Origin of the sequence: Acinetobacter qingfengensis (assembly GCF_008693185.1) — a bacterium.
Taxonomy (GTDB): domain Bacteria; phylum Pseudomonadota; class Gammaproteobacteria; order Pseudomonadales; family Moraxellaceae; genus Acinetobacter; species Acinetobacter qingfengensis.
In genome coordinates, this window is record NZ_VXKN01000001.1 from 363,075 (window position 1) to 388,153 (window position 25,079).

The following is a 25,079-nucleotide window of genomic DNA, read 5'->3' on the forward strand; positions in this document are numbered from 1 at the left end:
TGAGTTTTTTATTAGAGATATAAATCATGTCACAACAATATCAATATGCTGGGTTCTGGATTCGTATGGGTGCATCAATCATTGATGCAATTATTATTATGCTGGTAACGATACCTATTGGACTTCTTTTGAATGAAGATTATTTTACCAGTACAGAATTTAATTGGGTCGATGCTTTTTTTCAATTATTGAGTGCTGCTTTTATTGTCTATTGCTGGGTGAAATTTGCAGGAACACCAGGTAAACGTTTATTGAAACTTAAAGTGCTTGATGCCCAAACTGGTCATCACTTGACACTAGGACAAAGTATTTTACGCTATTTGGGTTATATTCCGGCAACATTAATTTTTTGCTTGGGGTTATTGTGGGTTATATGGGACCCAAAGAAACAAGGATGGCATGATAAAATTGCCAATACTGTTGTGGTAAAAGAAATTTAGTAATTGATATTTTGAGTGCAGGATAATATTTGCTCCTGCACTTTGGCTATAGGCTAACAGCCTTTAATACGAATTTGCGGGGTCAAAATTTGTTGTAGCTCTTTGCGCGTATAACCACGAGAGAGTAGTAGACGTTTTAAACCAGAAATTAAATCTTGATCTTGAGTGGTAAGCAAAATTTGAAAAAGTTGTTCGCAAGATTTGCCCGCATAATCATTTTCGACACAATGTACCTGATTTAAATGGCGGTTGTGCTGTTGATTAGACAAGATAAAGCGTTGCAAAATACTCATACAAATAAACTGTTGTGACCTAACATAATGCGCACTATACGCTTTTATCTAAAAAATTCAATTCTTTAGAAATATAAAGTTATAAAAATTCAAGTATTTGATTATAAATATATTATTTTAAAAATAGTGATATTTGTCACAGTATTTTTGTATAAAATTTAATCAAATAAAAAGCTTGAAAAATCATGATTGCACATTTTTATTTATTTGTTGTTGGAGTGCCCAGTTTCGGTGCTCTAGTACGAGATCATTGTGTTCGGTATTTTGTTGTTGTAATGCAGAGCATATTGCGGCAGAAAAGGGTGCATTGCCTAGCGCAATCGCTACATTGCGTTTAAAACTCTGAAATCCGGTACGGCGGATGGCACTACCTTCTGTTTTTGCCAGAAATGTTGATTCATCCCATTGCCAAAAGTCCATTAAATGCGTTTGATCAAGTTGATGACGAGTATGAAAATCTTCTAGGGTGGTCACTTTTGCATAGCGATTCCAGGGACAGATTAGCTGACAATCATCACATCCAAAGATACGATTCCCAATCATTGGACGTAAAGCCAGTGGAATACTGCCTTTGTATTCAATAGTAAGGTAGGCAATGCATTTACGGGCATCTAGCATATAAGGTTCGACAATTGCCTGAGTTGGACAAATATCAATACAGGCAGAACATGAGCCACAGTGTCGTGTTGCCGGAGCATCAAAAGGTAATTGCAGACTACAGAATAATTCACCGAGTACAAAAAAAGAACCAGATTGGCGATTGATCAGTAAAGTATGTTTACCTGTCCAGCCCATTCCGGCATTTTCTGCCAGTGTTTTTTCAAAAATTGGTGCTGAGTCACTAAAAGGTCTTGAACTAAATGGGCCAATTTTAGCCTCTATGCATTGCGCCAGCTGTTTTAAGCGGCCACGCATAACTTTATGGTAATCCCGTCCACGTGCATATCGTGCAATAATACCAATATCCGGAGTATCTGGAATATAACGTGGCTGAGGTTTATCCTGTAGGTAATTGAGACGGACGCAAATGATACTTTGGGTATTAGGCACCAATAACGTTGGATCAGCTCGTTTATCCAGATTTTCTGTCAGATAATGCATATCTGCATGATAGCCTTGATCTAGATAGCGTTTAAAATGTTCAAGTTGATCTTTGGTATCAGGTTTGGCAATCACGCAGTCATTAAAACCAAGTGCAAGTGCTTGAGTTTTAATCCACGTTTTGAGTGCCTGAGGATTTTCCCGTAAAGATAAATCCAGAGTTTTGACAGAATTTTTCGACATGCAGAATAAAAGAGGCAAGATGAAAACAATAGATGGGAAGGAAGTTTACCATAGTCAGGACATTCGGGCATGGGAACAACGTTGGTTTGCTGCCGGAAATAGCAGTTATGGGTTAATGCAGCAGGCAGCTTTGGCGATTGATCAGGCAATACAGAATTACTTAAACCAGAATTCCATGACACACCGGCGAATATTGGTTTGGTGTGGTGCTGGAAATAATGGTGGTGATGGTTATTTGACTGCCTTTTACTTGCAGCAGGCGGGTTATCATGTTGCAATTTTTGCAGCTTATCAACCTATTAGCATAGAAACCAAATGTGCCGAACAGCAAGCAAGAGCGCAGCAAATTCAAATATATTCGGATTTCCCACTGAATGATTATGATATACACATTGATGCTTTATTCGGTAATGGTTTGAATCGTGAATTGAACGATCAAGCGCAGCAATATATCAAGCAATTCAATCAGGTGAGTGGTATTAAAATTGCGCTTGATTTACCAAGCGGTTTACATCCGGATCATGGAATACCTATGCCGGTTGCCACCAAAGTTGATCTCACTTTAACGGTTATGGCTTTAAAAACTGGACTATTGATTGCTCAGGCACAAGCCTACGTGGGGGACTTGTACGAATTACCATTGATTCCTAAAGATGGACAATTAATCGCAACCGCCTATTTCAATAAGACCAAGCCAGTACTGGCATCTAGACTGGCTTTTCAACATAAAGGTGATTTTGGTCATGTTTTAGTGATTGGCGGACATCCCAAAATGGGAGGGGCAGTGATGATGTCTGGTGAAGCTGCGATTGCGACAGGAGCAGGTAAGGTAACAATCATGTGTGATCCACATCATCACACTGCCATTTTAGCCAGAAGTCCAAATATTATGTTGCAGGATATCACGCAGCTTAATGAAGTCGCATTTAACGAATTTTTACAGTCTATTGACAGCGTATGTTTTGGTATGGGATTTGGTCGGGATCAATGGGCTGCACAATTTTTTCAGCCAATTTTGCAACAATTATTAAAGCAAACACATCTAAAAGCTCTGGTACTTGATGCTGATGCACTCTGGTTTTTGGCAGATTTGCCAGAACAAGTGCATTTACCAGAACACTGCATTGCTACGCCACATTCCGGTGAAGCTGCCCGATTACTGCATTGCTCTGTTGCTGAGATTGAATCAGATCGTATTACTGCAATTCATCAGTTACAACGATGTTATGGCGGACAATGGATTTTGAAAGGTGCGGGTTCACTGAGTTTACAAAACAATCGTCTGGAAATTTGTGCTTTTGGTAATCCTGGTATGGCAACAGCAGGAATGGGGGATGTTTTATCCGGCATGATGGCAGGACTGAAAGCACAATTTTCCAAAGTAATTTCTATTGCAGAAATTGTCAGTTTACACGCTTTGGCTGGAGATCGTCTTGCTCAACATGGGATGCGTGGACTACAGGCACATCACATGTCACAAGCAATTTATCAGGTGGTAAATGGTGTAAATTTTGACTGATTAATTGCCCCCAAAGTGATATACAAGTTGATGGTAGAATAGGAAGTAGGCTTTGATTTATGATTTTTAGCCTCACATTGTAGTTTTGATCAATAAAAAGGATGAATATCATGCGCATGTTACATACCATGTTACGAGTAGGCAATCTAGAACGATCTCTAAAGTTCTATACTGAAGTACTCGGTATGCAATTATTACGTCAGCGGGAGTATCAGGAAGGGCGCTTTACCCTTGCATTTGTAGGCTATGGAGATGAAGCAAATCATACAGTACTGGAATTAACCCATAATTGGGATACTGACCATTATGATTTGGGCAATGCGTATGGACATATTGCAATCGCTGTGGATGACGCATATACGGCCTGTGACGAGATTAAGGCGCGTGGTGGCAAAGTTGTTCGTGAAGCTGGACCAATGAAAGGTGGTGTGACAGTTATTGCTTTTGTTGAAGATCCGGATGGTTATAAAGTCGAATTAATTCAGCAAGATGAAAATGCAACAAATAACTAAAATTTCTTGCAGGAGTATGGTAGGATTTTCGATAAATTATTGCTTATAAATCGTGAATTCTGTAGGCTCAGTATCTTAGTAATGGAATACTGGGCTTTTTTATTGGGTGATTATCATGTTGAAATTACTGGCAATTGACCGCTTTACCCTGTTATTGGTGCTTATGGTTGTTTTAGCAACGATTTTGCCCATTCATGGACAAGCAGCAATAATATTTAATTTACTGACAACCATTGCTATTGCAATTTTGTTCTTTTTGCATGGTGCTAAACTCTCTAGAGAAGCTGTAGTGCAGGGCATTATGCATTGGAAGTTACATGCTGTGGTATTTGCATTTACATTTTTACTTTTTCCGGTCATCGGATTATTGGCCAAACCTGTTTTATTACCTATGCTTGGGCAGCAATTATATTGGGGCTTTCTGTTTATGTGCTTTTTGCCATCTACAGTACAATCCTCGATAGCCTTTACTTCTGTCGCCAAAGGTAATACGGCTGCTGCGGTGTGTAGTGCTTCATTTTCCAATATTATTGGCATGTTCATTACGCCTGTTCTTGTAAGTTTTTTTATTCTCGGTCAGACCCAGCATGATTTTGATCCAACATCATCAATCATCAAAATTGTCGCACTTTTACTGATTCCTTTTATTTTAGGGCAGGTGTTACGTCCTTGGGTATTTCCACAAATGGCAAAAAAACCAAGTATTGTGAAAGCATTTGATCAGGGCAGTATTTTGATGGTGGTTTACGGTGCGTTTAGTAGTGCAGTGATTGCCGGACTTTGGCATCAGGTTGATGGGTTAACTTTATTTTATCTGGTCATGGCCTGTTCGGTATTATTGACGATTGTGATGTTGCTAGCACAATTTCTACCTAAATTACTTGGGTTTAATCGTCCAGATCAGGTAACAATTTTCTTCTGTAGCTCTAAAAAAACACTGGCATCTGGTGTACCGATGGCACAAATTCTATTTATTGGTCAGCCACTCGGTTTAATTGTCTTACCAATCATGATTTTTCATCAAATTCAGTTAATGGTATGTGGTGTGATTGCTGCCAAATGGTCTCGGCAAGAAAATGATACACCATCAACGATGTTAAAGTCCGAAAGTTAACTTGGAAATCATTTGGCGAATAGGGATAAATCCTTTATAATTCTGTCCACTTGTTGTGCTTAGCTCTGACAATGATTGTCTCGGTGGGCCAAAAGAAATGGTCTGTGATCGTGTTAATCTGCTGAATATATTTAGCCTTTTCCTCAAATTTTGAGAGTGATTAATTGCGATGATGGCTTAAGCCTTTCTTATTTTAGGAGTAATCGACAATGCGTGCCGATATTCATCCAGCATACAAAAATATTGTAGCAACTTGCTCATGTGGCAATGTAATTGAAACACGTTCTGCATTAGGTAAAGATACTATTTATCTTGATGTATGTTCAGCTTGCCATCCATTCTATACAGGTAAACAAAAATCTGTAGATACTGGTGGTCGTATTGACAAGTTCAAACAACGTTTTGCTGGTATGTCACGTAGCATTAAACGCTAAGCGACTGCAAAAGAAAACGGGCAAATTGCCCGTTTTTTATTGTCGTAGAAAGTGCTGAATTAACTTGCACTATCCACAAATTCAGATTGTTTTGCCTGAAAATAATTTCCTTGTAAATAACGAATATCTACATTCCATGCATTGGCAAATATTGTCATATCATTGAGTTCACCAATTAAGAATTTGACATCAGGCATGTGGGTTCTGAAATCGTCCAGACGTTCCTGTAATTCTACCAAGCCATCATCTGTTAATAATAGTTGACTGTATTTTGTATTTAATTGTGCATATTGAATACCTAGTCTAGGTAAAATGACCTTACTAAACTCGGTTGTACCAAAATCTTCAATTGCAAGATCAATTCCCTGATCACGAACCTTTTGACAGAATTTAAGTGTATCTTCCATACATAAAACAATATCACTTTCTTTTAAATGTAAGATAAGGGGATGTGTATATTTAGAATTAATTAAACTAACCAGTTTGGCAAATAAATTTATCAAATCTTGATCATTAAAGCAGATAGAATGTAGGGAAACAATAATTTTTGCTTTTGGACGTTGCGGTAAAAAGTTATGTAAATGTTTACAAGCTTCTACCAATACCCAACGATGTGCCTTGATTGCAATGGCGGGATTTTGTCTAAATAACTCATCGCAACCTTTAAAATTAATAGTATTTTCACCATGCCTAAAATATGCACTTACTTCATATAGATGGGTATCAATATCTTCTTTATCATATATTTGTTGATAACGTAGCTGAATCTGATTCTGTTGTAATTGCTGTTCAAGGGATCTGACTAAGGTAGTATCACCATTTTCATCAATCATCAAGGATGATGAAGGTTGTTCAGTTGTTTCATTGATAAACTCTGATACAGCAGTTGTTGTTTCAGATTCTGTAGGATGAGCACCAAGAGCTGATTCAGATATTTGCGAGTCAATAAGAGGGGTATCTGAATGATTAGTAACTTCAGATTGTTGTAAAGCTTGATTAATATATTGATTTAATTGACTTTCTGAGATCCGTTGATTTATCGTGGTGCTTGTCAAGCGTATGGAGATAGCAAATTGATGTTGATTTACCTGAATACTTTTTGGCAAATGTGGTTGAATTTGATCAAGATATTTCTGCACCGCTTCATGATTAGGGTTACTAATACATAACACGAAAATATGCTCAGCAATATGATAAAGAGCATGTGGACTGAGTTTATTGAGTTGTTGTTGTAATGATACAAAGAATTGCCCAGGAGCATTCCATTCTAATTTGAATAAGGATTCAGGTAAATCGTTCAAAACAAAAAAAACTAAACAGATATTTTGATTTGTTGACAATAAGGTTTGAATATATGGGAAAAAATTAGAGTCACGGTGCAGTAATGATTGTTCATCATGCATAGATTTGCTTTGATGCTCCAAGTCATGATTAATATTATCAGTAAGAACAATCAATTGTAGGTCATTTTCATTTTCAAAATTAATGTGTGAAAACTGAAGTTTTAATTTTTTTTCTTGGCATTGTGAATTTGTTGTATCAATTGTAATCGGCGATTCACTAAAATCTCCGGCAGCAAAACGTTTATAAGCTTTTTTAAATTGTGAAGTATCTTGCGGACATAATACATCCATAATCGGCAAGCCAATAAAGTCATCAGCAGATTGTTGACCAAAAAGGGTAATATATTGTTGGTTTACGGATACATGAACACCTTCATGAAATACTGCTACAGCATAATCTGTATTTTTAACCAGACTTTGACTTTGTTGTTGTAGCTTATCAACTTCATCAGATAATTTTTGTTTCTGTCTTAAAATGCGGGTAAATACTGCGGCTCTAACCAACATGATTGAAATATAATCATAATTTTCTGGATGTAGAATACTGAATACACCCAACTTGTAAACATCTAATGCTTCAGGACTACGTACATCTATTGTACTTAAAAGCAATACTGGAACATTTTTTTGTTTTTCTCTCAACATTTTGATAGCTTGCTCATAACTAAAATCATAAGCATGATGAAAAACAATCGCATCCCATTGTAGATTAATCATTTTTTCAAAACTACTTAAGTCATCAAGTAGTTTTCCCTGTGATTGATAGCCAGCGTCTTTTAATGCAAGTTGGATGTGATTAAAGTTATTTTGTTGATGATCTACCATTAACAAACGTATCACATGATTGTATTTGATCTGGTTAGCTTGTAATAAGTTCATTTGAGAGATTCCCACAAATCTTGTGTATTGGCACTGTAAGCATGTTGCTCAATATAATGTTGCAGCAGGGTTCGTTTTGGTGGTTCCAGTACATCAAATTCAAAACGAGCACAATTTGATGTAAGGATACTCCCTGTTTTTAAAAAAATCCGAATTTCTTCTTGTGCTAAACGTAGTAACAGATTTTGATTTTCAGAAAAAATTTGTGAGCTTTGTAATATAATCGTATACTGATTTGTATGATTAACTAAAATTATTGCAGGATGATAAACATATTCCTGTTGTTTTGAGACAATACGAACGGCTGCAGGACACATGTGCTGAGTGAATAGTTCAATACCGAATTGCACAATTTCATGATCCATTGATTTAATCCAGCGAACAATTCCACTGGTCCATGGATCATCACTACGTTCTCTGAAGAGAATAAAGCGTCCTGTTCTCAGGTGATTGGCAGAAGCAGATGTCCATTGCAAACACATGCCTTCATCACTGCGATTAACTAAATTGGCAGTATAAATTTTACTGATTTCTGCATTGAATCTTTGAGCGTATGTCCTAGATGAAATTTGGATTTCGTGATGAGATAAGCCATGTTCATCTAAACGTAGCTGACGTCCATCAAAATTGGATGTATCATTTAACAGTAGTAAAGTTTCCTTGAAGTGCTTGGCTTTGGATAGAAAAAAGTGGGCTGAAGTAATGCCTAATAATAATTCCACTTCGCCTTCTTGACTATAACGAGTGCTTTTGCGCACATTATTTTCATCCAGTATCGACAAAATATGAAATTTGAGTACAGAGCTTAAATTTTTTTCTTCTATTTCAGAGTGACACTTTTTGCTGTTGCCCAATGTTTCGGTAATATAATTTTTAAGTTGATAGGTATCCAGAAAGTAGGACTCAGCATGATGGCTAGGTCTTTCCATGTAGGGTTTAGGTGGCTGATCTTGGTAAAAGTTTAGCTCATATTTACTCTGATGTTGAGGATGATTGGAAATGTTAACAAGATCGACCCAATAAGGGATACACAACATGAGTTGGCGAGTTTCTGCCTGACGTAATTTATGGCTATTTAGAATGTGTAGTAATAAAAGCTCTTTAAAAGCTTGTTCAAGTGTCTGAATATGTAGGTGAATCAGTTTATTCGACTCAATTTTTTCATCTGTAATACCTTTAGCCTTGGCTAGATGATAAATAGAGTAAGCAAGTAACCAGAAACGTTTTGGAATATCCAAATAAATTAAATGTAGTGAATGCAATAATTGAGTGAGATGGTATAGGGCATTTAATGCAGCAGTCTTTTGAATATTTAATAATTTTTTCTTGAGGTTAAATTCAAGAATAGAAAATTTTCTGGTTTCCAGTTGTCGCTGGGTGCGTTTAAAGATTTCACTGTAAATTAATGCATATAATGATTTAATTTCCAGCACTAATTCTGCAATTTGTTGATCTCTCTTGGTTTCTAGTAAGGACTGATTGAGATAGTGCTTTTCCAGTGAAATCAGAATCTGAGCCAATATTGGTTCGATTATTCCTAATAATTGGCAACGGATTGTATCTTCACAATTAAGATTGCGTAATTCCAATAAAGTAACAAAAATTTGTTTGGCTGCTTCACCAAGCTCTAGTTCAACAAGTTCCTGTAACCACTGTCGTACTACATTTTCCTTAGCGTAATTTTGGATATAGGTAAGTTGCTGGATATCAAGTATTACTGTATCGCTAAAAAGTTTATCTAACTTGATTGTCATTCTTGCAAGACCCCGAAAATTTTCATCTCAGAAAATATTTAATGGTGTTTTATGTAATTCACCATGAATCTCTCTGACTAATTTTGGTACTAGGTAACCTGGTAGTTCTTTTAAAATTGCTTGATAAATTTTTTGTGCATGTATATCACTAATCAAAAAATGACCGGATCCACTGACTTTATCCAATACATGCAGATAATAAGGTAGCACACGTGCATGAAACAGTCGATAGCTTAAATCACTTAAAATCAAAGAATTGTCGTTAATTCCTTTTAATAATACTGATTGATTGAACAGCATCACATTTTTTTTGATCAAGTTACTCATAGCATCATCAAATGCCTGATCCAGCTCTTGTGGGTGGTTGCTGTGTACAACCATCACCAGCTTTAAATGAGTATTTTGTAAAATATCGAGAAAATCTTGATCAATGCGTTGCGGAATAACGACGGGTAGCCGGCTATGAATTCTTAGGGTTTTAATTTGTGATAATTCTTCAAAATGTTGTATCCATCGTGCGAGTTTTTCATTGGATACAGATAGAGGATCACCACCACTTAAAATAATTTCGTTAACATCGGGATGCTCCAGTAAATATTTTTTGATTGGGAGCCAGTCTTTTTCTTTGGGTAAATTTTCCTGATAAGGAAAATGACGTCTGAAACAATAACGACAATGAATGGCGCATGCCCCAGTTAATGTAAGTAATAATCTGGATTTATATTTATGTAAAATGCCCGGTAGTGCATTGGCGTCCCGCTCACCCAGAGGATCTAAGCTAAATCCTTGTAATGCCTGCATTTCCAGATGGTGTGGTAATACTTGTAATAATAATGGGTCATGTGGGTTTCCGATCTGTATTTTTTCAACAAATTGGCGTGGTACACGAAGTTTAAACTGTTTGTTGGCCAATAGGGCCTGATGATCCAGTTGCTCAGGAGAAAGCTCAAGCAGTGAAATTAACTCAAATGGATCAGTAATTAGATCATTGAGTTGTGATTGCCAGTTTTTCTCTTGGAATAAATAGTTTATCATGCGACACGATTTTGATAATGCGATATGGCATTATATTATAGTTGAGTTGTTAAATTTGGAGTGTGCCAGACATGGCCAATTATTCTACAAACGAATTTAAGCCAGGCTTAAAAGTAATGCTTGATAGTAATCCATGTTCAATCATGGAAAATGAATACGTCAAGCCGGGTAAAGGACAAGCATTTAACCGTGTAAAATTGCGTAACCTGAAAACTGGTAAAGTTCTGGAAAAAACTTTTAAATCCGGTGATTCACTGGAAGCTGCAGATATCGTTGAAGTTGAAATGAACTATTTGTACAACGATGGTGAAATGTGGCATTTCATGGATCCGGAATCTTTTGAGCAGATTGCTGCAGATAAAACTGCTATGGGCGATGCTGTAAAGTGGTTAAAAGACGATTCTAATGAAACTTGTAGCATCATGTTATTTAATGGTGTGCCATTAAACGTTAGTGCGCCAAACTTTGTGATTTTAAAAATTGTTGAAACTGATCCGGGTGTTAAAGGTGATACTGCTGGAACAGGTGGTAAACCAGCAAAACTCGAAACAGGTGCAGTTGTTCGTGTACCATTGTTCGTTCAACAAGAAGAAAGTGTTCGTGTTGATACACGTACTGGTGAATATTTAGAGCGTGCGTAATTATTTTTAAATTATGCTACTCTGTAAAGGATGGTTGAAAACCGTCCTTTTTTTATGCCAAAGTCTTAGATATTTTGCAGCATGGGAAGAGTACAGTCACAAGGAAGAAAGCAGAGCTGATAAACATAATAAGGGATTGTTTCTATTCAGAATGAATAATTACAACCTTTCATCTGCTAATCATATATTCAAGGAGACATGCGAATGGGCGAAATAAAAACTAGAATGAGCGTAAAAAGTAAGCTGCTTTGGAGTTTAATCACGATCATTGGCGCAATATCATTTGCTGTATTGGCAGTAAGTCGTGGTGAACATGTGAATGCCGTATGGTTGGTACTTGCCGCCGCTTGTATTTATAGCATTGCCTATCGGTTTTACAGTCTATATATCTCGGAAAAAGTATTTGAATTAAATCCACGGCGTTTGACACCCGCACATCGTTTGGCAGATGGTCTGGATTATGTACCTACCAATAAAAGTGTTTTGTTTGGACATCATTTTGCTGCGATTGCCGGTGCAGGGCCTTTAGTTGGCCCTATTTTGGCAGCACAAATGGGATATTTACCCGGTACAATTTGGTTACTGGTCGGTGTTGTATTGGCCGGTGCCGTGCAGGATTTTCTGGTTCTTTTCATTTCCACACGCAGAGACGGGCGCTCATTGGGCGAAATGGCAAAACAGGAATTAGGTGCCTTTGCCGGAGTCATTGTAATGCTAGGTGCATTAGGCGTGATGATTATTATTTTGGCTGTGTTGGCATTGGTGGTGGTTAAAGCCTTGGCCCATAGCCCATGGGGTGTATTTAGTATTGCGGCGACAATTCCAATAGCAATTTTTATGGGTATTTACATGCGTTTTATTCGTCCGGGTAAAATTGCAGAAGTATCTATTATTGGCTTTGTCTTGATGATGTTGGGAATTGTCTATGGTGGACATATTGCAGCAGATCCATACTGGGGACCATTTTTCACTTTAAGCGGTACACAATTGACCTGGGCCTTGGTGATCTATGGTTTTATTGCTTCGGTATTACCTGTTTGGTTGCTTTTAGCACCACGTGATTATTTATCAACCTTCTTAAAAATTGGTGTGATTGTAGGGTTAGCAATTGGTATTGTTGTTGCCATGCCAATGATGAAAATGCCTGCAGTAACACATTTTATTGATGGTACTGGCCCGGTTTTCTCGGGTAGTTTATTCCCATTTTTATTTATTACCATTGCTTGTGGGGCGATTTCTGGTTTTCATGCCCTTGTATCGAGTGGTACAACGCCAAAACTTGTCAATAATGAAGCTGATATACGAATGATTGGTTATGGCGGTATGCTAATGGAATCATTTGTGGCAATCATGGCAATGATCTGTGCGACCGTGCTTGAGCCTGGCATTTATTTTGCCATTAATGCACCATCTGCGGTTTTGGGAACCACTGTAGAAAGTGCTTCTGAAGCAGTACGTCAATTGGGCTTTGTGGTTACACCAGAAATGTTGAGTGTATTGGCACAGGAAGTGGGAGAGAGCTCAATTCTTTCGCGTACTGGTGGCGCACCAACATTTGCAATTGGTATGGCACACATCATCTCAGAAATTTTTAACAGCCGTGCCATGATGTCTTTTTGGTATCATTTTGCAATTTTGTTTGAAGCATTATTTATTTTAACTGCAGTAGATGCAGGGACTCGTGCTTGTCGCTTTATGGTGCAGGATACTGTAGGTATCGTCATTCCTGCGATTAAAAACTCAAAATCATTTATTGGTAATTTGATTGGTACGGCTATTGCCGTTGCAGGATGGGGCTTTTTTGTTTATCAAGGCGTTGTTGATCCATTGGGCGGTATCAACTCATTGTGGCCATTATTTGGTATTGGTAACCAGATGCTTGCTGCTATGGCATTGCTATTGGGTACCGTCATTTTGTTTAAAATGAAAAAAGAAAAATATGTTTGGGTGACGATTCTACCTACTATTTTTCTTTTTGTAACGTGTATGACTGCTGGCTGGCAAAAGATTTTCCATGAAAATCCGAAAATTGGTTTTTTAGCTCAAGCAGATCGTTTTAAAAATGCATTGGCGAATGGTGAATTACTTGCGCCAGCAAAAACTGTTGCTGAAATGCAAACGGTGATTTTATCCAATCAGATTAATGCGGTGTTGTGCGGATTCTTTATGTTGGTTGCGATTGTTATGTTATTTGCATCCATTACTGTAATTCGCCGCGCATTAGCTAATCCGAATCCAACGGTTAATGAAGCACCAGCCGTCTATGCTGATGAATCCAATATTAATGTAACAGGTGTGAGCAAAGGGGATTAATATGAATCTGAAAATTGCACATCATGGTAAAACAGTCATGATTCGAATTATCAAATTTACCATCATGTCACAAAAACATTTGATTTTTTCACCTAAAAACTGGTCAAGGATTGCAGTATTATGGCAACGACTTCAACAAAGTTTTCGTTTGATGGTTGGTGTACCGGATTATCAAACATATTTGGAACACATGAGTACACATCATCCAGATTTAACACCTATGGATGAAAAAACCTTTCATCGTTATTGTGTAGATGCACGGTATCCATCGGCAGGTAATTTGAAAAAGTGTCCATGTTAATCTGAATTTTATTTTCTCTTCAATAAAATAGTGTACTCTAAGAAGTGCACTTTTTTATGGGGTAGATGGGGGATTTCATGCTGTGGAATAAAAAACAACAATCGTATGACCATGATGAATACAGTTTACTCGCCAAACAAGTTGAACAGTTATCTCCTGGATTACAAGACTATCTTCAGGCATTAAATCAGATCGTTTTAGATAAACCTGAACAAATTAAACTTGCGGTATGTTGTTTATTGGCCAAAGGGCATGTGTTATTTGAAGATTTGCCCGGTTTAGGGAAAACTACACTGGCTCAGGCTTTATCTGTACTTTCGGGACTGCATTTTCAACGTATTCAGTTTACCAACGACTTGCTTCCAAGCGATATTATTGGAAGCAATATTTTTTATCCAGACACGTCAAAATTTGAATTTAAACAAGGCGCAATTTTTAGTCAGATTTTACTTGCAGATGAAATTAATCGTAGTAGTCCAAAAACTCAAAGTGCTTTACTGGAAGCTATGGAAGAAGGCATGGTATCTGTCGAAGGTATACGCCATGTATTACCTGAACCATTTTGGGTGATTGCAACCCAAAATCCTTTACAACAATCAGGAACTTATCCACTACCTGAATCACAATTAGATCGTTTTTTGATGTGTTTATCTATGGGGTATCCTTCAGAGCAGGCAGAACGTGCTTTGTTAAAAGGGCAGGTCCGACGCCGTATATTGATAGAAATGCAACCAGTCTTGAATCAAGACAAAATCCTGCAACTTCAAAATGTTTGTGAGCAAATATTATTATCAGATCCAGTGCTAGATTATTTACAGGCATTGGTTGCTTGGACAAGAGCAAAAGTTCAAGGATTATCGACACGGGGATTATTGGCATTAAAAAGAGCAGTGCAGGCACACGCTTTACTGGAAGGGCGATATTATACTATGCATGAAGATGTTCAGGCAGTTTTTGCACCGGTTGTTGCTCATCGTATTCATTTATCAAAACAGGAAATTCAGCAAGCGTTAAGAGATATTACATTTTAGGTCAATGAATGAAAATAATTAAATCCTACTGGCAACGTTGGTTAGTGCAACGGTTTAGACTAGTAAATAACAAGCGATTAACACATAGAGATATTTTAATTTTTGTGCATCGTGAAGGTTATCTTTATATTATTTTAATTTTAATTACATTTATTGCTGGAATTAATTATGCAAACAATCTAATTCTGGCTTTATGTTTCTTATTAATTAGCATTTTGGTATTAAGTTTTTATTTGGCATTTAAACAACTTTATGGTTTAAAACTACAAATCAATGCACAAGAATTGGGACAAATTAATCAACCGTTGAAACTTAATTATCAAGTTTCTCCTTTAAAAAATTATGTACATTTGCATTTACGATTCGAGTTTGAACAACAATATAAGAAAATATCAATATTAAAAATAACAGAAATAATATCATTTACTGTATTACCAAAAGCAAGAGGACGGTATCAAATTGAACGTTTATATTTCTATAGTGTTTATCCATTTGCTTTAGTAAAAGCATGGAGTTTAGCTTATCCAAATACAGAAATATGGATTGCACCTGAAGCTATAATGGTAAATTTACAACATTATGGATTTCGATCTTCCCAGTTGAGTACTAGTGGCATTGAAGATTTTAGTCATTTGCGAGAATTTCAATCTGGTGATGGGCTTAATCGCGTTGCATGGCAACAATATGCAAAAGGTAAAGGATTACTGGTCAAGCAATTTGAACAATATCAAGAACAGGCATTAAACTTTAATTACATTGATATGACTTTGTCATTACATGAACAAAAATTAGGTCAATTAATGTATTTAGTGGAGCAAGCCTATCAGCAGCATTATGCATTTAGTTTACAACTTCCCACACAATTTCTTGAATATGGGCATGGCGATGAGCATTTTTTTCAAGCTAAATTAATGTTGGCCAAGGAACCATAATGTTAAAACAAAAAATTAGACATTCTGTAGCATGGACAGCATTAAATTCACGTAATGATCGTTATTTGTTAATGGTATTGTGGATCACAATTCTTCCGCATCTATTTTATATGCCAAGATTACTAAATATCTTATTAATTTCTATTTTGATTTTATGGCAGTTTAATTTTTTTAAAAATGGAAATTTTAAGAAATTAAAAAACAAATGGATACAATATGTTGTTTTGTTACTAGGTTTGGCAATTATTTATGCACATTATAAAACCTTTCTGGGTGTTGAAGCAGGATGTTCAACACTGGTTACAATTCTTTTAGTTAAGGCATTTGAGGTTAAAAGATATCGTGACGCAATTATTCAGTATAATTTTTCATTATTTGTTGTTGCCAGTTTATTTTTATATGGTCAGAGCATTGGATTAGCTGTTGCAGCATGTATTGCTGTTATTGTGTGTTTATATGCAATGCATCAATTACAGTATTATAATGATGCTTATGAGGAAGTATCATTTCAGAACGTTTCCAAAAACCAGCTACGCCGTCAGGCTTTTACCACAATTATTAAATTAATGGGGTTTGCTGTTCCGTTAATGATTTTATTATTTTTATTTTTTCCAAGATTTCCGCCCTTATGGAGTGTTCCTACAACAACAACTCAAGCAAGAACGGGGATGAATGATGTTATGTCTCCAGGAGATATTGCACAATTAAGTCAGTCCAGTGAATTGGTTTTTCGTGTGATTTTTTCTCAGCCTGAATCTATGCCGGATTCAACACAACTTTACTGGCGGGCAATGGTACTTGACCAATTTGATGGTAAACAGTGGCGTCGAATACCTAAATTTAGTTTAGAAAAAAATACCATTTCATTAAATCGATTACATTTACCTAGTGCATATTTATTTGATAAATCTCAAGAGATCCAGACAAAGTCATATTATTTAATTATGCAGCCATCACAACAGGCTTGGTTTTATGCTTTGGATTTTAGTTTAGCCAGTAAGCCATTGATCCTGCAATCAGATTTGAGTTGGCGTTTACCATTTAATTTAAACCAGCAACAACAATTTCAGCTTGCATACTTATTGCCACAACCGAAAATTGATGTGGAATTACCGATAGACAAAATTAGACAAAATATTCAACTGCCATCTTCTGAGAATCCTCAAAGTCAGCAATTTGCACAACAATTGTTTCTACAATCTGGTCAAGATCCACAAAAATATGCGCAAGCCGTATTACATTGGTTTAATACACAGCAGTTTTCTTATACTTTATCACCTCCTTTATTACAGGATAATAACCGGATTGATGATTTTTTATTTCATACACGTACCGGATTTTGTGAGCATTATGCCTCTGCATTTGTAAATTTAATGCGTATGGCAAATATTCCGGCACGAGTTGTAGTGGGTTATCAAGGTGGGCGTTTAGCTCCAGATCAACAAAGTTGGGAAGTACGTCAACTGGATGCACATGCATGGACAGAGGTATGGTTTCAAGGTCAAGGATGGGTGCGTATGGATCCAACTGCAGCGATTGCTCCAGCGAGAATTGAATACGGTATGCAACAGTATTCACAACAATACCAACAAGTTTATGGAAACTCTATGCTTGCAAAAATTCAGGCAAAGCAATCACAGTGGTTAACAGAGGTAAAGATTTTGACAGATTATGTTAATTATCAATGGCAGAGTAAAGTGGTTGGATTTGATCAATCAAAACAAAGAAATTGGTTAAAACAATGGTCTATTCAAAATTTAACACAGCAAATCTTATTATTACTTTTATTAACATTTGTATTTTTTTGGATATTATTAAAGGCTATTGGTTATTTACAGAAAAATAAAAAAAGTAAATTAGAAACAGCGGTAATGTCTTTATCTAAACGGCTAGAAAAACAAGAACTATCTAGACAGGATGGTGAACCTATAATAACGTGGATGAAACGAATAGAAGCAAAACATGGTAGCAATGACCAACTGACAGTGATTATGCAGTTATATTCACAGCATTTATATATTCAATCACTTTCATTTCAACAAATGAAAAAGTTAATTGATTTGTTGATGAAATATCCAATTAGCTTAAATTAGCACATAAAAAGCTTGTTTGTTTTTTCTAAAATGTTATTATGCGCTCACTTAGGCGTATAGCTCAGTTGGTTAGAGCGCTACGTTGACATCGTAGAGGTCTCCAGTTCGAGTCTGGATATGCCTACCAAATTTTAATACTTAAATATCAATAGTTTAAGTAGCTAAAATTGGAATAGAACCTAAGTTTTTAATGCTAAATTGGTCAGCTTGAGGGTGCAAAATCCTCAAAATTTGCGTCAAAAACACCTTATTATTTCCGTTTTAGCACCAAATAGACACCAAGTTTCTACTTGGTTTTTGTCGTTGGTGCTGCTACGACACCAAGGTGATTTTATGCAAAAACCAGTGAAACGCGGCAATGCTTGGCGAATCCAAGTCCGTTATAAAAATCTTCGTGATACCGCTACCAGAGATACCGCCCGGGAATGTGAACAGTGGGCAGCCATTCGTTTACTGGAAATGAAAGCGGAATATGATCCCCAGAAATCGATAGAAAGAAAAGCTTACTTTTCATTCCATGCACTTTTTCAGAAATACTATGACGAGGTGGGATGTAAGAAAAGGGGCAAATCTTATATTCAGCAACAGCTAAAAATTAAAACCTTTAAAAAGTACTTTGGCGATCTTGCTGAAAAATCAATATATGACATCGAAGCGATTGACGTAAGAAACTGGCGAGATAAACGACTACAGGAAGTTGCAGCAGGAACCGTGCATCGGCAGATGTGTCTTTATACATCGGTCTTTAACTATGCAAAAAATGAACTGTTTATGCTCAAAGAGAATCCATTTGCGCAAGTGATCAAACCGGCCAAGCCACCCGCGCGTAATCGATTAATCAGTCAGAGTGAAATCGAGACCATACTTGAGGCTCTTAACTATAAAGCGGGCACCACACCCAAAACACCCCGACAGTATGTTGCCTGGGCCTTTCTTTTTGCGATTGAAACCGCCATGCGAAAAGGCGAAATTATCGGTATTACCTGCAACAATATTTACGCCGATTACATACATTTGCCCATGACCAAAAATGGTGATTCACGTAATGTACCACTTTCGACAGAAGCCAGAGCACTGCTGGATCTGGTGCCTCATGCCGATCGCGTTAAATTAATTCCACATACCAGTAATTCTTTTCGGTTGTGCTGGCAAAGAGCGGTTGGAAAAACGGAGCTGCACAATCTGGTTCATTTTCATGATACACGGCACGAAGCGATCACCAGACTCGTAAACAAACGTAAGCTGCCTGTCGAGATTCTGGCCAAGGTTACTGGACATCGGGACATCAGAACCCTGATCAATACGTACTATAATCCTACGGCCTCGGATATTGCCAAAATGATGAATGCTTCATAATAAGAAAAGGGAGCAATTGCTCCCTTAATTTTTACGTCTTGCACCACGCTTATTGGTGACATGTAGGTTTTCCAGAATTGGCATGACTTCTTTGGGGTCGTATAAATGTTTGGTATCGGTCCCTTTATTAAAAATCCGCAACTTTTCTATTAAGGCCTTGCGCGAAATAGAAAACCGCTCTTGCAGCCAGGCTGCATCAACTCTCTTGGGTAATTCCTCAGCTTTCATTTCAATAACTTTACCGATATTTGGAATGACTTCATTGATAAACACCTGAGGTGGTTTTTCTGCTTCAATGACAAATATATATTTTTCCATAACCTTACCCTTCAAAATTTCCCCAAATACTGCAATGTTCTCAAGAGTGACCACAGAGGGTCAGCAATATGGTCACTCATGCAGAACATCGCAGCTCAAGACGGTTTTATTTTCTCCAGCACGCTTCTTTAAATTTTGCGTCTTCGATGAGCTGGTATATTTCCGATGCATTTACATTGTCAAAATAGTGGTTCATTTTGCTACCGATCACCACAAGGGTGCGGTAGCGTGATGAATAACGAAAACTCATGTATGGCCCTTAAACTTTTCATAAGACTGCTGGCTGGCAGCCTTCTGGTTGGTTAGTAGGGATCTGGATCTTGAGTATCATCGATCAGGAACAAACCATTCAGGGCATATTTGCGCGCATAAGAGCTTGAAGCTCCGAAGGTCTGCGCAACGTCCATGCCTTTTTTATCGATATCGACCCCTGCATGGGCAGTAATCACGGTCTGTTTTCCGTCTGCTTCGGTAAAGATAGCCTTGGCCGTGATCACGACCAGTGGGCCAACCTGCTGCACTTCATCGCTGACAACAAGGGTAGCGCCGTACTTGTGCAGTAGCGGCTTAACGGCTTCTAAAATATCTTCACAGCTACGGTAATGGAAATTACCAAATTTGTTGAATTTGCTTTTTGGCGCTTTAAGCTCAAGCTGAATCAGTTGCAAGGTACTTGAGGCATTTATAGCGGCCATGGCTTGTGTATTTACTGCGACGTTCATCATGTTATTCCTCAGGCGTTGTTGTACTGGTTATTGCGGTAAGCGATGCGCTGCTCTTTGCTGTAGCGCGGTGACTGCGATCTGGCACGCCGCTTGATGGCACGCTGATAATTCACAACCTTTTTAATGTTTGGTTTAAACCAGTACAGTGTGAGTTCATCTTGGGTAATGGGGCGCGGCTGGCTCTCTGGTGTGTCTTTGACCAGTATGCTGTTCCAGTTAAACGCTGGTGCCTCTTTGCCACCTAAAAATTCGTTGTCAAAGTTTGGGGTGTAATCTAAAGAAACTTTGACCAGATAGATTTTTGGGCCCAAACGGACGTTAAAGTAGCCGTTGGTGTCCTGATATAAATACTGCTGAAACGGGGTGGTAAAACGTTTCTTGTTCATCACATGCTCCACAAACGGGGTTGTTTCGACGGATGTGGAAGCGCTTGCAAAACGATCTACACGCTTGTGGCTGCCACCTTGTATAGATGGTGCCGAAACACCAGTATTTACATGGCTTTCAGGTGTGTGTGCGCCATAACTTGTCGGGTATATTTTGCGCTGCGGTTGAACAGGAAATGTACGTTTTTGAGTGTTCGAAAATATTTTATAGGTCATGACGATTCACCCCGCAACAGCGATGTAGCAAAGGTGGATAACGGCCCAAAGTACAAATGAGAGCAGGGCAAAGAGGCAGAACTCTTTGGCAGTGGTGTAGATAGATTTCCAGCGTGATGGGCGTTGCTCAAGGGCAGTGGGCTGCTGGTATAGGATAGAGGTGGTTTGACTCTGTATAGGTTTTTGTTTCATACTTATCTCGCTTAAGTGCAAAGCCCCGTCGCCGTCCAAAGTGAAGGGGCTTTTTTATTGATTACGAGATAAATATTACCAAAAAGGTAATTTATTGCAATACAAAATTACCTTTTATCGCAAATTTAATGTTTTTTCACCGTCAGTGTATTTACGTGTTATAAAAGGTTGCATTGGCTCATATATTTCAGAGGTAGCACAAATTATTTGGAAAGGAGACGTCAACATACGTGATACATGAACAATTATAGCCTGTAAATTTTCCGCTCGCTTTTGTTCTAATCCGCCATCATTAATACCATCTAATATTAAAAATTTAGGTAAGCGCATAGATGGTTCTTCATTTGCTAATAGTAATAAAGCTAAATGAAATAAATGTTTAAGTAATATTGATGAACTTTGAGAAAAATGACTTGTACCATTAACTGTTATTTCATTATCTTCAAAAATAACGAAAATTTCACTATCTGGATCCATAAATTCTGTTTGTAAACCAGTATCTAAAGAAAGTAGATATTTTAAGATTTTATTTAATTTATCTAGTAATCTAAATAATTCATTTTTTGAACGATCTTGCAATAGTTTGATCTGATCATTAATGTAATTTAGTCTGGCTTGCAGATTGTCACGATGATCTTGGAGTTTTTTAACTTCCTGAGCTATTTCTAATTTTTGTAATATACCAGTTATTTCTGTCTCTATCTCTCCTAACTCTTTATATGCCCTAATACTTTCAATTTCGAAATCTGTATGCCATCTTGATGTAAGAAGTTTCAAATCTTGTTCTTTTTTATTTACATTAGTTTTAAGTGATGAATATTCCTCATTTAATTTAGAAAAATGATGGTTATTATCATTGATAATTTTATCAATTTCTTGAATTTGAAAAATTATTTCAGTTTTCATTTGTAATAAATTTAAATTATTATTCGAAGTGTTTACTGGGTTTTTACATAGATTACAGGAGTTTGTATCGGTGGATTTTAATATTTTTTCGTGGCAACAAGGACAAAACTCAAAATCAATGTCATTTATTATTTGGTTAGAGCTAATAGCGTTTTCTATATCAATTAATCTATGTTTCAATTCGAGTTTAAATTGATCTAAATCTGTATTTTCATAAGCTATTTCATTAAGTTTATCTTCTATTGAGAGCATTCCTTTATTCAAGCCACTTAGTTGGTTTTTAAGGCGAGTTTGCTCATCAACTTGACTGTCAGAAGTATTAGTACTAGTAATGGTTGTATTTAAATTGTGAATTTTTTCTAATATAACATTTTTTCTATATTCTAGATTTTGCTTTTCGGCTAATAAAAGATCTTCAATAAGATGATCTGATGTCTTTCCTACTATTTGGAAAAAAGACTGGATACGATTAATCGTTGCAGATAGCTCTTTGTCAGCTTTTCTTCTTTCTAACTGAAGTTCATATAACTCTCCACTGAAGATACCTAAAATATAATCTCTAATTGCAATACGTTTTTCTGTGTTATCCCAAGGGTCTTCTCGATAAATTGGTAGATTATTATTTTTTTGCTCTGCATAAAGTAATCTAAGAATTTGATGAGTCGTAATGCTTGTTTCAGTAGAAACAGTTGATGGATAATTTAAATAATCAAAGAAAAATTTTGAGAATCCGGACTTTTCCTCTGTAGAATTATAAGGCAGTTTTAGCCATTCACTATCGGGAGCTTTGAGTGAATCAGAGATGGCTCCAAAATATATTAATATCGAAGCTCTGGAATTATTGATTTCTCTTCTAATTGTAATTGTGGATTCATTGATATTTACTTGTATTAGAACAAAATCACATACTAAAGCAGCAGGTTTAAATTTAATGTTTTCTGCTCCAAGTGCATAAGATATTAAATCTAGAACTGTTGATTTTCCAACACTATTGTTTCCATAAATAACATTTAAACCTAAATTTAACTGGAGGTCTATAACAATCTGTTTTGATTTAATGCATAATAGATTGCTAGCAGTAAAAGTATTATATGTTGTCATATCGATATTCCATTAGGAGAGTCCTATGTTTAATTCCATCTTTTCCTTTTAAAGGGTAGTTCGTTAAATATTCCAAAAATAACTCTTTGTTCTCTTGGGATAAAAAAGGACTAAGATCTCCGTTAATTTCAAGTTTTGAAAAATTCTCACCTCTACCATAAGAGTTACTATTAATATCAAAACTCAATATTTTACTACTAACAAGTTTTTTTAATACTTGTTCTTGAATTCCGCCCATTTTCTTTGCCATGAAAAATGGATTACTACAAGGTCTATAAGTATCATTTATTTTTTTCAACTCTGATTTTAGCTTTCTAAATTCATTAGGAATTCTTGTTGTACTTAATTTCTTAGGGAATACTACATAGAAATCAATAATTTTTAATCTATCCTTTTCTAAAGTAACTCTAGGATTAAGATGGTTGAAAATTGTAATCAACCGGTAGCAACAATTACTTGAATCAAAAGCTGGGTGATAAATTAACATTTTTTATCCCAACAAATATGACAATTACCAGCAAGAAAATACATTAAATGAACTACACAATCGTCATTATAAGATAATGGTGTACCAACCAATGTGTTCTGTATAGGAGTAACTACTTCTTTAAAAATATTTGCTTCTATTATTTCAATTGAAGCATCAGCTTGAATTAACGGTACGATTAATGAATCGTATGTTATTTTTATCCTGCTTAATATTCTTCCAATAAGATATAGTAAAGCTGGTTTGTCTTGATTTTTTAAAATAAATTGAGAAGCTTTTGTTTTATATCTTACAGCATCATCAACCATATAATGTCTACCAGAATCTTCTAACTTTTTCTCAAGACCTCTATTATCACTTCGATGATGCTTAGAATAATGTTCAATATCATCTAATTCATTTTCAATATCAATGCTATTCCCACTTTCTATTTTCGCCATTATATCAAGAAATGGCTGAAGTAAGGATACATGACCATTAGCTGGTAAATGAATATGATAGCTTTGAGATTTATCAATATTGCCACCAGCAACATCACCCCCAGCTTGAATATCTTTTTGGCTACTCATTTTTTAACAGATTTATCAATATTGCCGCCTGCAACATCGCCACCAGCATTGATCCTTTTTTGAATTGTTTTATTAGAGTTATCTGTTTTGCTCATGTATTTAGTAATACTTACACCTCCAATTCCACCAGCTAGTACACCGCCTAGAAAAGACAGAATTTCTGATAAATTTTGATTAAGAAAGTCCATGATCATTCTCGCTTTTAATTAAACGTCTCTATAAAGCCCAACAACTTTTCCAACCAATTTGCATCCTTCACGAAGCTCCATGATTTTTTCAAGCCATTTCGGGTTTAAGGGTTCTAAATACATACCGTTGCTTTCTACGATCAACTTCTTGAAAGTTGCTTCTGTTTCCCCGTCGCATGCAACGATAACCAAATCACCTGTTTTTAAATCACTTATTTGAAAGTCAGGATTTACATATATTTTGTCACTAGGGCGGAAGTCTGGAAGCATTGATTCTCCAACAACTTCTAAACCATAGCCATGTTTTCCACATTTAGGATTTGGAGGAAGCCATTCTTCAAACTGCGTATTGGATGGTATAGCTTCCGTTGATGTCCATGTACCAGCTTGTACCCAAGAAATTACTGGAATCAATTTACCAATTATAGGAATAGGATCAGAAATGTTTACATCTTTAGATGTAATTTCCTGTTCATGAGGTAAGTCCAACCACCCATGAGGTTTATCAAAGGCAATCTCAATTTCACGAGCAACTTTGTTACCAATTCCTTTTATTGGATTAGTACCAGCGAATTGGCTCGCTTGTGATTGACCTTTCCCAATTTTTTCAGCAAAACTGGATACACCGCCAACTTGATCAACAAGTAAACGAGTATTTTTGTATCTAATTGATTTGCTGTCCATATTTATCCTGAATGTTCTGTGACGAGTCACATA

25 protein-coding genes, 1 tRNA gene and 1 pseudogene are annotated in these 25,079 nt (G+C 36.5%); 13 read left to right on the top strand and 14 right to left on the bottom strand.

Annotation, left to right across the window (positions count from 1 at the left end; translation table 11 throughout):
- The first annotated feature begins 26 nt into the window (after positions 1-26).
- Positions 27-440, top strand: coding sequence for an RDD family protein (locus F4V57_RS01515; protein ID WP_070069885.1), 414 nt, complete (start codon positions 27-29; stop codon positions 438-440).
- A 53-nt stretch (positions 441-493) separates the two neighbouring features.
- Here the strand turns inward: F4V57_RS01515 and F4V57_RS01520 are convergent, their stop codons facing one another.
- Both F4V57_RS01520 and queG read right to left on the bottom strand, forming a co-directional pair.
- On the bottom strand, positions 494-733 hold the full coding sequence (locus F4V57_RS01520; protein ID WP_070069884.1) for a hypothetical protein: 240 nt from the start codon (positions 731-733) through the stop codon (positions 494-496).
- Positions 734-916: 183 nt separating this feature from the next.
- Complete coding sequence (queG, locus tag F4V57_RS01525; protein WP_070069883.1) at positions 917-2,017, bottom strand: tRNA epoxyqueuosine(34) reductase QueG; 1,101 nt, start codon at positions 2,015-2,017, stop codon at positions 917-919.
- A 19-nt stretch (positions 2,018-2,036) separates the two neighbouring features.
- On the opposite strand from queG, the gene F4V57_RS01530 reads away from it, so the two are divergent.
- The 4 genes from F4V57_RS01530 (at position 2,037) to rpmE (ending at position 5,596) form a co-directional block, all read left to right on the top strand.
- Positions 2,037-3,536 carry a bifunctional ADP-dependent NAD(P)H-hydrate dehydratase/NAD(P)H-hydrate epimerase gene (locus F4V57_RS01530; protein WP_070069882.1) on the top strand — a complete coding sequence of 500 codons (1,500 nt, stop codon included), beginning with the start codon at positions 2,037-2,039 and terminating at the stop codon, positions 3,534-3,536.
- A gap of 110 nt (positions 3,537-3,646) precedes the next feature.
- The gene (gene gloA, locus F4V57_RS01535) at positions 3,647-4,048 is read left to right on the top strand and encodes a lactoylglutathione lyase (protein WP_070069881.1); all 402 of its coding nucleotides are present in this window, start codon (positions 3,647-3,649) and stop codon (positions 4,046-4,048) included.
- Between the two features lie 109 nt (positions 4,049-4,157).
- Positions 4,158-5,162, top strand: a complete 1,005-nt coding sequence (locus F4V57_RS01540) for a bile acid:sodium symporter family protein (RefSeq protein ID WP_171257539.1) — start codon at positions 4,158-4,160, stop codon at positions 5,160-5,162.
- A gap of 209 nt (positions 5,163-5,371) precedes the next feature.
- A complete protein-coding gene (rpmE, locus tag F4V57_RS01545; protein ID WP_070069879.1) occupies positions 5,372-5,596 on the top strand; it encodes a 50S ribosomal protein L31 in 225 nt (74 codons plus the stop codon).
- A 59-nt stretch (positions 5,597-5,655) separates the two neighbouring features.
- Here rpmE and F4V57_RS01550 read toward each other — a convergent pair whose 3' ends face one another.
- Genes F4V57_RS01550 through epmB form a run of 3 tightly spaced genes read right to left on the bottom strand, consistent with a single transcriptional unit; the run spans position 5,656 to position 10,607 of the window.
- Positions 5,656-7,818 (bottom strand): EAL domain-containing protein, encoded by a 2,163-nt coding sequence (locus F4V57_RS01550; RefSeq protein ID WP_070069878.1) that lies wholly within the window; start codon positions 7,816-7,818, stop codon positions 5,656-5,658.
- Complete coding sequence (locus F4V57_RS01555) at positions 7,815-9,572, bottom strand: hypothetical protein (RefSeq protein WP_070069877.1); 1,758 nt, start codon at positions 9,570-9,572, stop codon at positions 7,815-7,817. Before F4V57_RS01555 ends, F4V57_RS01550 begins: the two co-directional genes overlap by 4 nt.
- A 27-nt stretch (positions 9,573-9,599) precedes the next feature.
- On the bottom strand, positions 9,600-10,607 hold the full coding sequence (epmB, locus tag F4V57_RS01560) for an EF-P beta-lysylation protein EpmB (RefSeq protein ID WP_070069876.1): 1,008 nt from the start codon (positions 10,605-10,607) through the stop codon (positions 9,600-9,602).
- A 71-nt stretch (positions 10,608-10,678) separates the two neighbouring features.
- Between epmB and efp the strand changes: the two genes are divergently transcribed.
- The 8 genes from efp (at position 10,679) to F4V57_RS01600 (ending at position 19,274) form a co-directional block, all read left to right on the top strand.
- Positions 10,679-11,248 (top strand): elongation factor P, encoded by a 570-nt coding sequence (gene efp / locus F4V57_RS01565; protein WP_070069875.1) that lies wholly within the window; start codon positions 10,679-10,681, stop codon positions 11,246-11,248.
- A 204-nt stretch (positions 11,249-11,452) separates the two neighbouring features.
- The gene (locus F4V57_RS01570) at positions 11,453-13,561 is read left to right on the top strand and encodes a carbon starvation CstA family protein (RefSeq protein WP_070069873.1); all 2,109 of its coding nucleotides are present in this window, start codon (positions 11,453-11,455) and stop codon (positions 13,559-13,561) included.
- Position 13,562: 1 nt separating this feature from the next.
- Positions 13,563-13,862, top strand: a complete 300-nt coding sequence (locus F4V57_RS01575) for a YbdD/YjiX family protein (RefSeq protein ID WP_070069872.1) — start codon at positions 13,563-13,565, stop codon at positions 13,860-13,862.
- 80 nt (positions 13,863-13,942) lie between these two features.
- Positions 13,943-14,893 carry an AAA family ATPase gene (locus F4V57_RS01580; RefSeq protein WP_406564523.1) on the top strand — a complete coding sequence of 317 codons (951 nt, stop codon included), beginning with the start codon at positions 13,943-13,945 and terminating at the stop codon, positions 14,891-14,893.
- Positions 14,894-14,901: 8 nt separating this feature from the next.
- A complete protein-coding gene (locus F4V57_RS01585; protein WP_070069870.1) occupies positions 14,902-15,825 on the top strand; it encodes a DUF58 domain-containing protein in 924 nt (307 codons plus the stop codon).
- Positions 15,825-17,918, top strand: coding sequence for a transglutaminase family protein (locus F4V57_RS01590; protein WP_070069869.1), 2,094 nt, complete (start codon positions 15,825-15,827; stop codon positions 17,916-17,918). Before F4V57_RS01585 ends, F4V57_RS01590 begins: the two co-directional genes overlap by 1 nt.
- A 50-nt stretch (positions 17,919-17,968) precedes the next feature.
- Positions 17,969-18,045, top strand: a tRNA-Val gene (locus tag F4V57_RS01595).
- Between the two features lie 206 nt (positions 18,046-18,251).
- A complete protein-coding gene (locus F4V57_RS01600; RefSeq protein WP_070069868.1) occupies positions 18,252-19,274 on the top strand; it encodes a tyrosine-type recombinase/integrase in 1,023 nt (340 codons plus the stop codon).
- Positions 19,275-19,298: 24 nt separating this feature from the next.
- Here the strand turns inward: F4V57_RS01600 and F4V57_RS01605 are convergent, their stop codons facing one another.
- From F4V57_RS01605 to F4V57_RS01645, 9 genes and pseudogenes are all read right to left on the bottom strand, one after another.
- The gene (locus F4V57_RS01605) at positions 19,299-19,592 is read right to left on the bottom strand and encodes a hypothetical protein (RefSeq protein WP_070069971.1); all 294 of its coding nucleotides are present in this window, start codon (positions 19,590-19,592) and stop codon (positions 19,299-19,301) included.
- Between the two features lie 106 nt (positions 19,593-19,698).
- Positions 19,699-19,842: a hypothetical protein gene (locus F4V57_RS14730; protein ID WP_169740420.1), complete on the bottom strand. Its 144-nt coding sequence runs from the start codon at positions 19,840-19,842 to the stop codon at positions 19,699-19,701.
- Between the two features lie 61 nt (positions 19,843-19,903).
- Positions 19,904-20,314: pseudogene (locus F4V57_RS01610) on the bottom strand (ERF family protein); the annotation flags it as partial.
- An 11-nt stretch (positions 20,315-20,325) separates the two neighbouring features.
- Positions 20,326-20,919, bottom strand: a complete 594-nt coding sequence (locus F4V57_RS14845; RefSeq protein WP_227515688.1) for a hypothetical protein — start codon at positions 20,917-20,919, stop codon at positions 20,326-20,328.
- 306 nt (positions 20,920-21,225) lie between these two features.
- The gene (locus F4V57_RS01625) at positions 21,226-23,118 is read right to left on the bottom strand and encodes an AAA family ATPase (RefSeq protein WP_070069867.1); all 1,893 of its coding nucleotides are present in this window, start codon (positions 23,116-23,118) and stop codon (positions 21,226-21,228) included.
- Complete coding sequence (locus F4V57_RS01630) at positions 23,105-23,605, bottom strand: ABC-three component system middle component 5 (protein ID WP_070069866.1); 501 nt, start codon at positions 23,603-23,605, stop codon at positions 23,105-23,107. Before F4V57_RS01630 ends, F4V57_RS01625 begins: the two co-directional genes overlap by 14 nt.
- Entirely contained in the window at positions 23,599-24,174 is a 576-nt protein-coding gene (locus tag F4V57_RS01635; protein ID WP_070069865.1) for an ABC-three component system protein, read from the bottom strand. The genes F4V57_RS01630 and F4V57_RS01635 overlap by 7 nt, the downstream gene beginning before the upstream one ends.
- Complete coding sequence (locus F4V57_RS01640; RefSeq protein ID WP_070069864.1) at positions 24,171-24,362, bottom strand: hypothetical protein; 192 nt, start codon at positions 24,360-24,362, stop codon at positions 24,171-24,173. Before F4V57_RS01640 ends, F4V57_RS01635 begins: the two co-directional genes overlap by 4 nt.
- Before the next feature lie 18 nt (positions 24,363-24,380).
- Positions 24,381-25,046, bottom strand: coding sequence for a LexA family protein (locus tag F4V57_RS01645; protein WP_070069863.1), 666 nt, complete (start codon positions 25,044-25,046; stop codon positions 24,381-24,383).
- Positions 25,047-25,079 lie beyond the last annotated feature (33 nt).

What these genes read in the sequence shown, in the direction of transcription:
- F4V57_RS01515 (WP_070069885.1), top strand. Translation starts at nt 27, where the DNA reads ATGTCACAACAATATCAATATGCTGGGTTCTGGATTCGTATGGGTGCA.
- F4V57_RS01520 (WP_070069884.1), bottom strand. Translation starts at nt 733, where the DNA reads ATGAGTATTTTGCAACGCTTTATCTTGTCTAATCAACAGCACAACCGC.
- queG (WP_070069883.1), bottom strand. Translation starts at nt 2,017, where the DNA reads ATGTCGAAAAATTCTGTCAAAACTCTGGATTTATCTTTACGGGAAAAT.
- F4V57_RS01530 (WP_070069882.1), top strand. Translation starts at nt 2,037, where the DNA reads ATGAAAACAATAGATGGGAAGGAAGTTTACCATAGTCAGGACATTCGG.
- gloA (WP_070069881.1), top strand. Translation starts at nt 3,647, where the DNA reads ATGCGCATGTTACATACCATGTTACGAGTAGGCAATCTAGAACGATCT.
- rpmE (WP_070069879.1), top strand. Translation starts at nt 5,372, where the DNA reads ATGCGTGCCGATATTCATCCAGCATACAAAAATATTGTAGCAACTTGC.
- F4V57_RS01550 (WP_070069878.1), bottom strand. Translation starts at nt 7,818, where the DNA reads ATGAACTTATTACAAGCTAACCAGATCAAATACAATCATGTGATACGT.
- F4V57_RS01555 (WP_070069877.1), bottom strand. Translation starts at nt 9,572, where the DNA reads ATGACAATCAAGTTAGATAAACTTTTTAGCGATACAGTAATACTTGAT.
- epmB (WP_070069876.1), bottom strand. Translation starts at nt 10,607, where the DNA reads ATGATAAACTATTTATTCCAAGAGAAAAACTGGCAATCACAACTCAAT.
- efp (WP_070069875.1), top strand. Translation starts at nt 10,679, where the DNA reads ATGGCCAATTATTCTACAAACGAATTTAAGCCAGGCTTAAAAGTAATG.
- F4V57_RS01570 (WP_070069873.1), top strand. Translation starts at nt 11,453, where the DNA reads ATGGGCGAAATAAAAACTAGAATGAGCGTAAAAAGTAAGCTGCTTTGG.
- F4V57_RS01575 (WP_070069872.1), top strand. Translation starts at nt 13,563, where the DNA reads ATGAATCTGAAAATTGCACATCATGGTAAAACAGTCATGATTCGAATT.
- F4V57_RS01585 (WP_070069870.1), top strand. Translation starts at nt 14,902, where the DNA reads ATGAAAATAATTAAATCCTACTGGCAACGTTGGTTAGTGCAACGGTTT.
- F4V57_RS01590 (WP_070069869.1), top strand. Translation starts at nt 15,825, where the DNA reads ATGTTAAAACAAAAAATTAGACATTCTGTAGCATGGACAGCATTAAAT.
- F4V57_RS01600 (WP_070069868.1), top strand. Translation starts at nt 18,252, where the DNA reads ATGCAAAAACCAGTGAAACGCGGCAATGCTTGGCGAATCCAAGTCCGT.
- F4V57_RS01605 (WP_070069971.1), bottom strand. Translation starts at nt 19,592, where the DNA reads ATGGAAAAATATATATTTGTCATTGAAGCAGAAAAACCACCTCAGGTG.
- F4V57_RS14730 (WP_169740420.1), bottom strand. Translation starts at nt 19,842, where the DNA reads ATGAGTTTTCGTTATTCATCACGCTACCGCACCCTTGTGGTGATCGGT.
- F4V57_RS14845 (WP_227515688.1), bottom strand. Translation starts at nt 20,919, where the DNA reads ATGACCTATAAAATATTTTCGAACACTCAAAAACGTACATTTCCTGTT.
- F4V57_RS01625 (WP_070069867.1), bottom strand. Translation starts at nt 23,118, where the DNA reads ATGACAACATATAATACTTTTACTGCTAGCAATCTATTATGCATTAAA.
- F4V57_RS01630 (WP_070069866.1), bottom strand. Translation starts at nt 23,605, where the DNA reads ATGTTAATTTATCACCCAGCTTTTGATTCAAGTAATTGTTGCTACCGG.
- F4V57_RS01635 (WP_070069865.1), bottom strand. Translation starts at nt 24,174, where the DNA reads ATGAGTAGCCAAAAAGATATTCAAGCTGGGGGTGATGTTGCTGGTGGC.
- F4V57_RS01640 (WP_070069864.1), bottom strand. Translation starts at nt 24,362, where the DNA reads ATGGACTTTCTTAATCAAAATTTATCAGAAATTCTGTCTTTTCTAGGC.
- F4V57_RS01645 (WP_070069863.1), bottom strand. Translation starts at nt 25,046, where the DNA reads ATGGACAGCAAATCAATTAGATACAAAAATACTCGTTTACTTGTTGAT.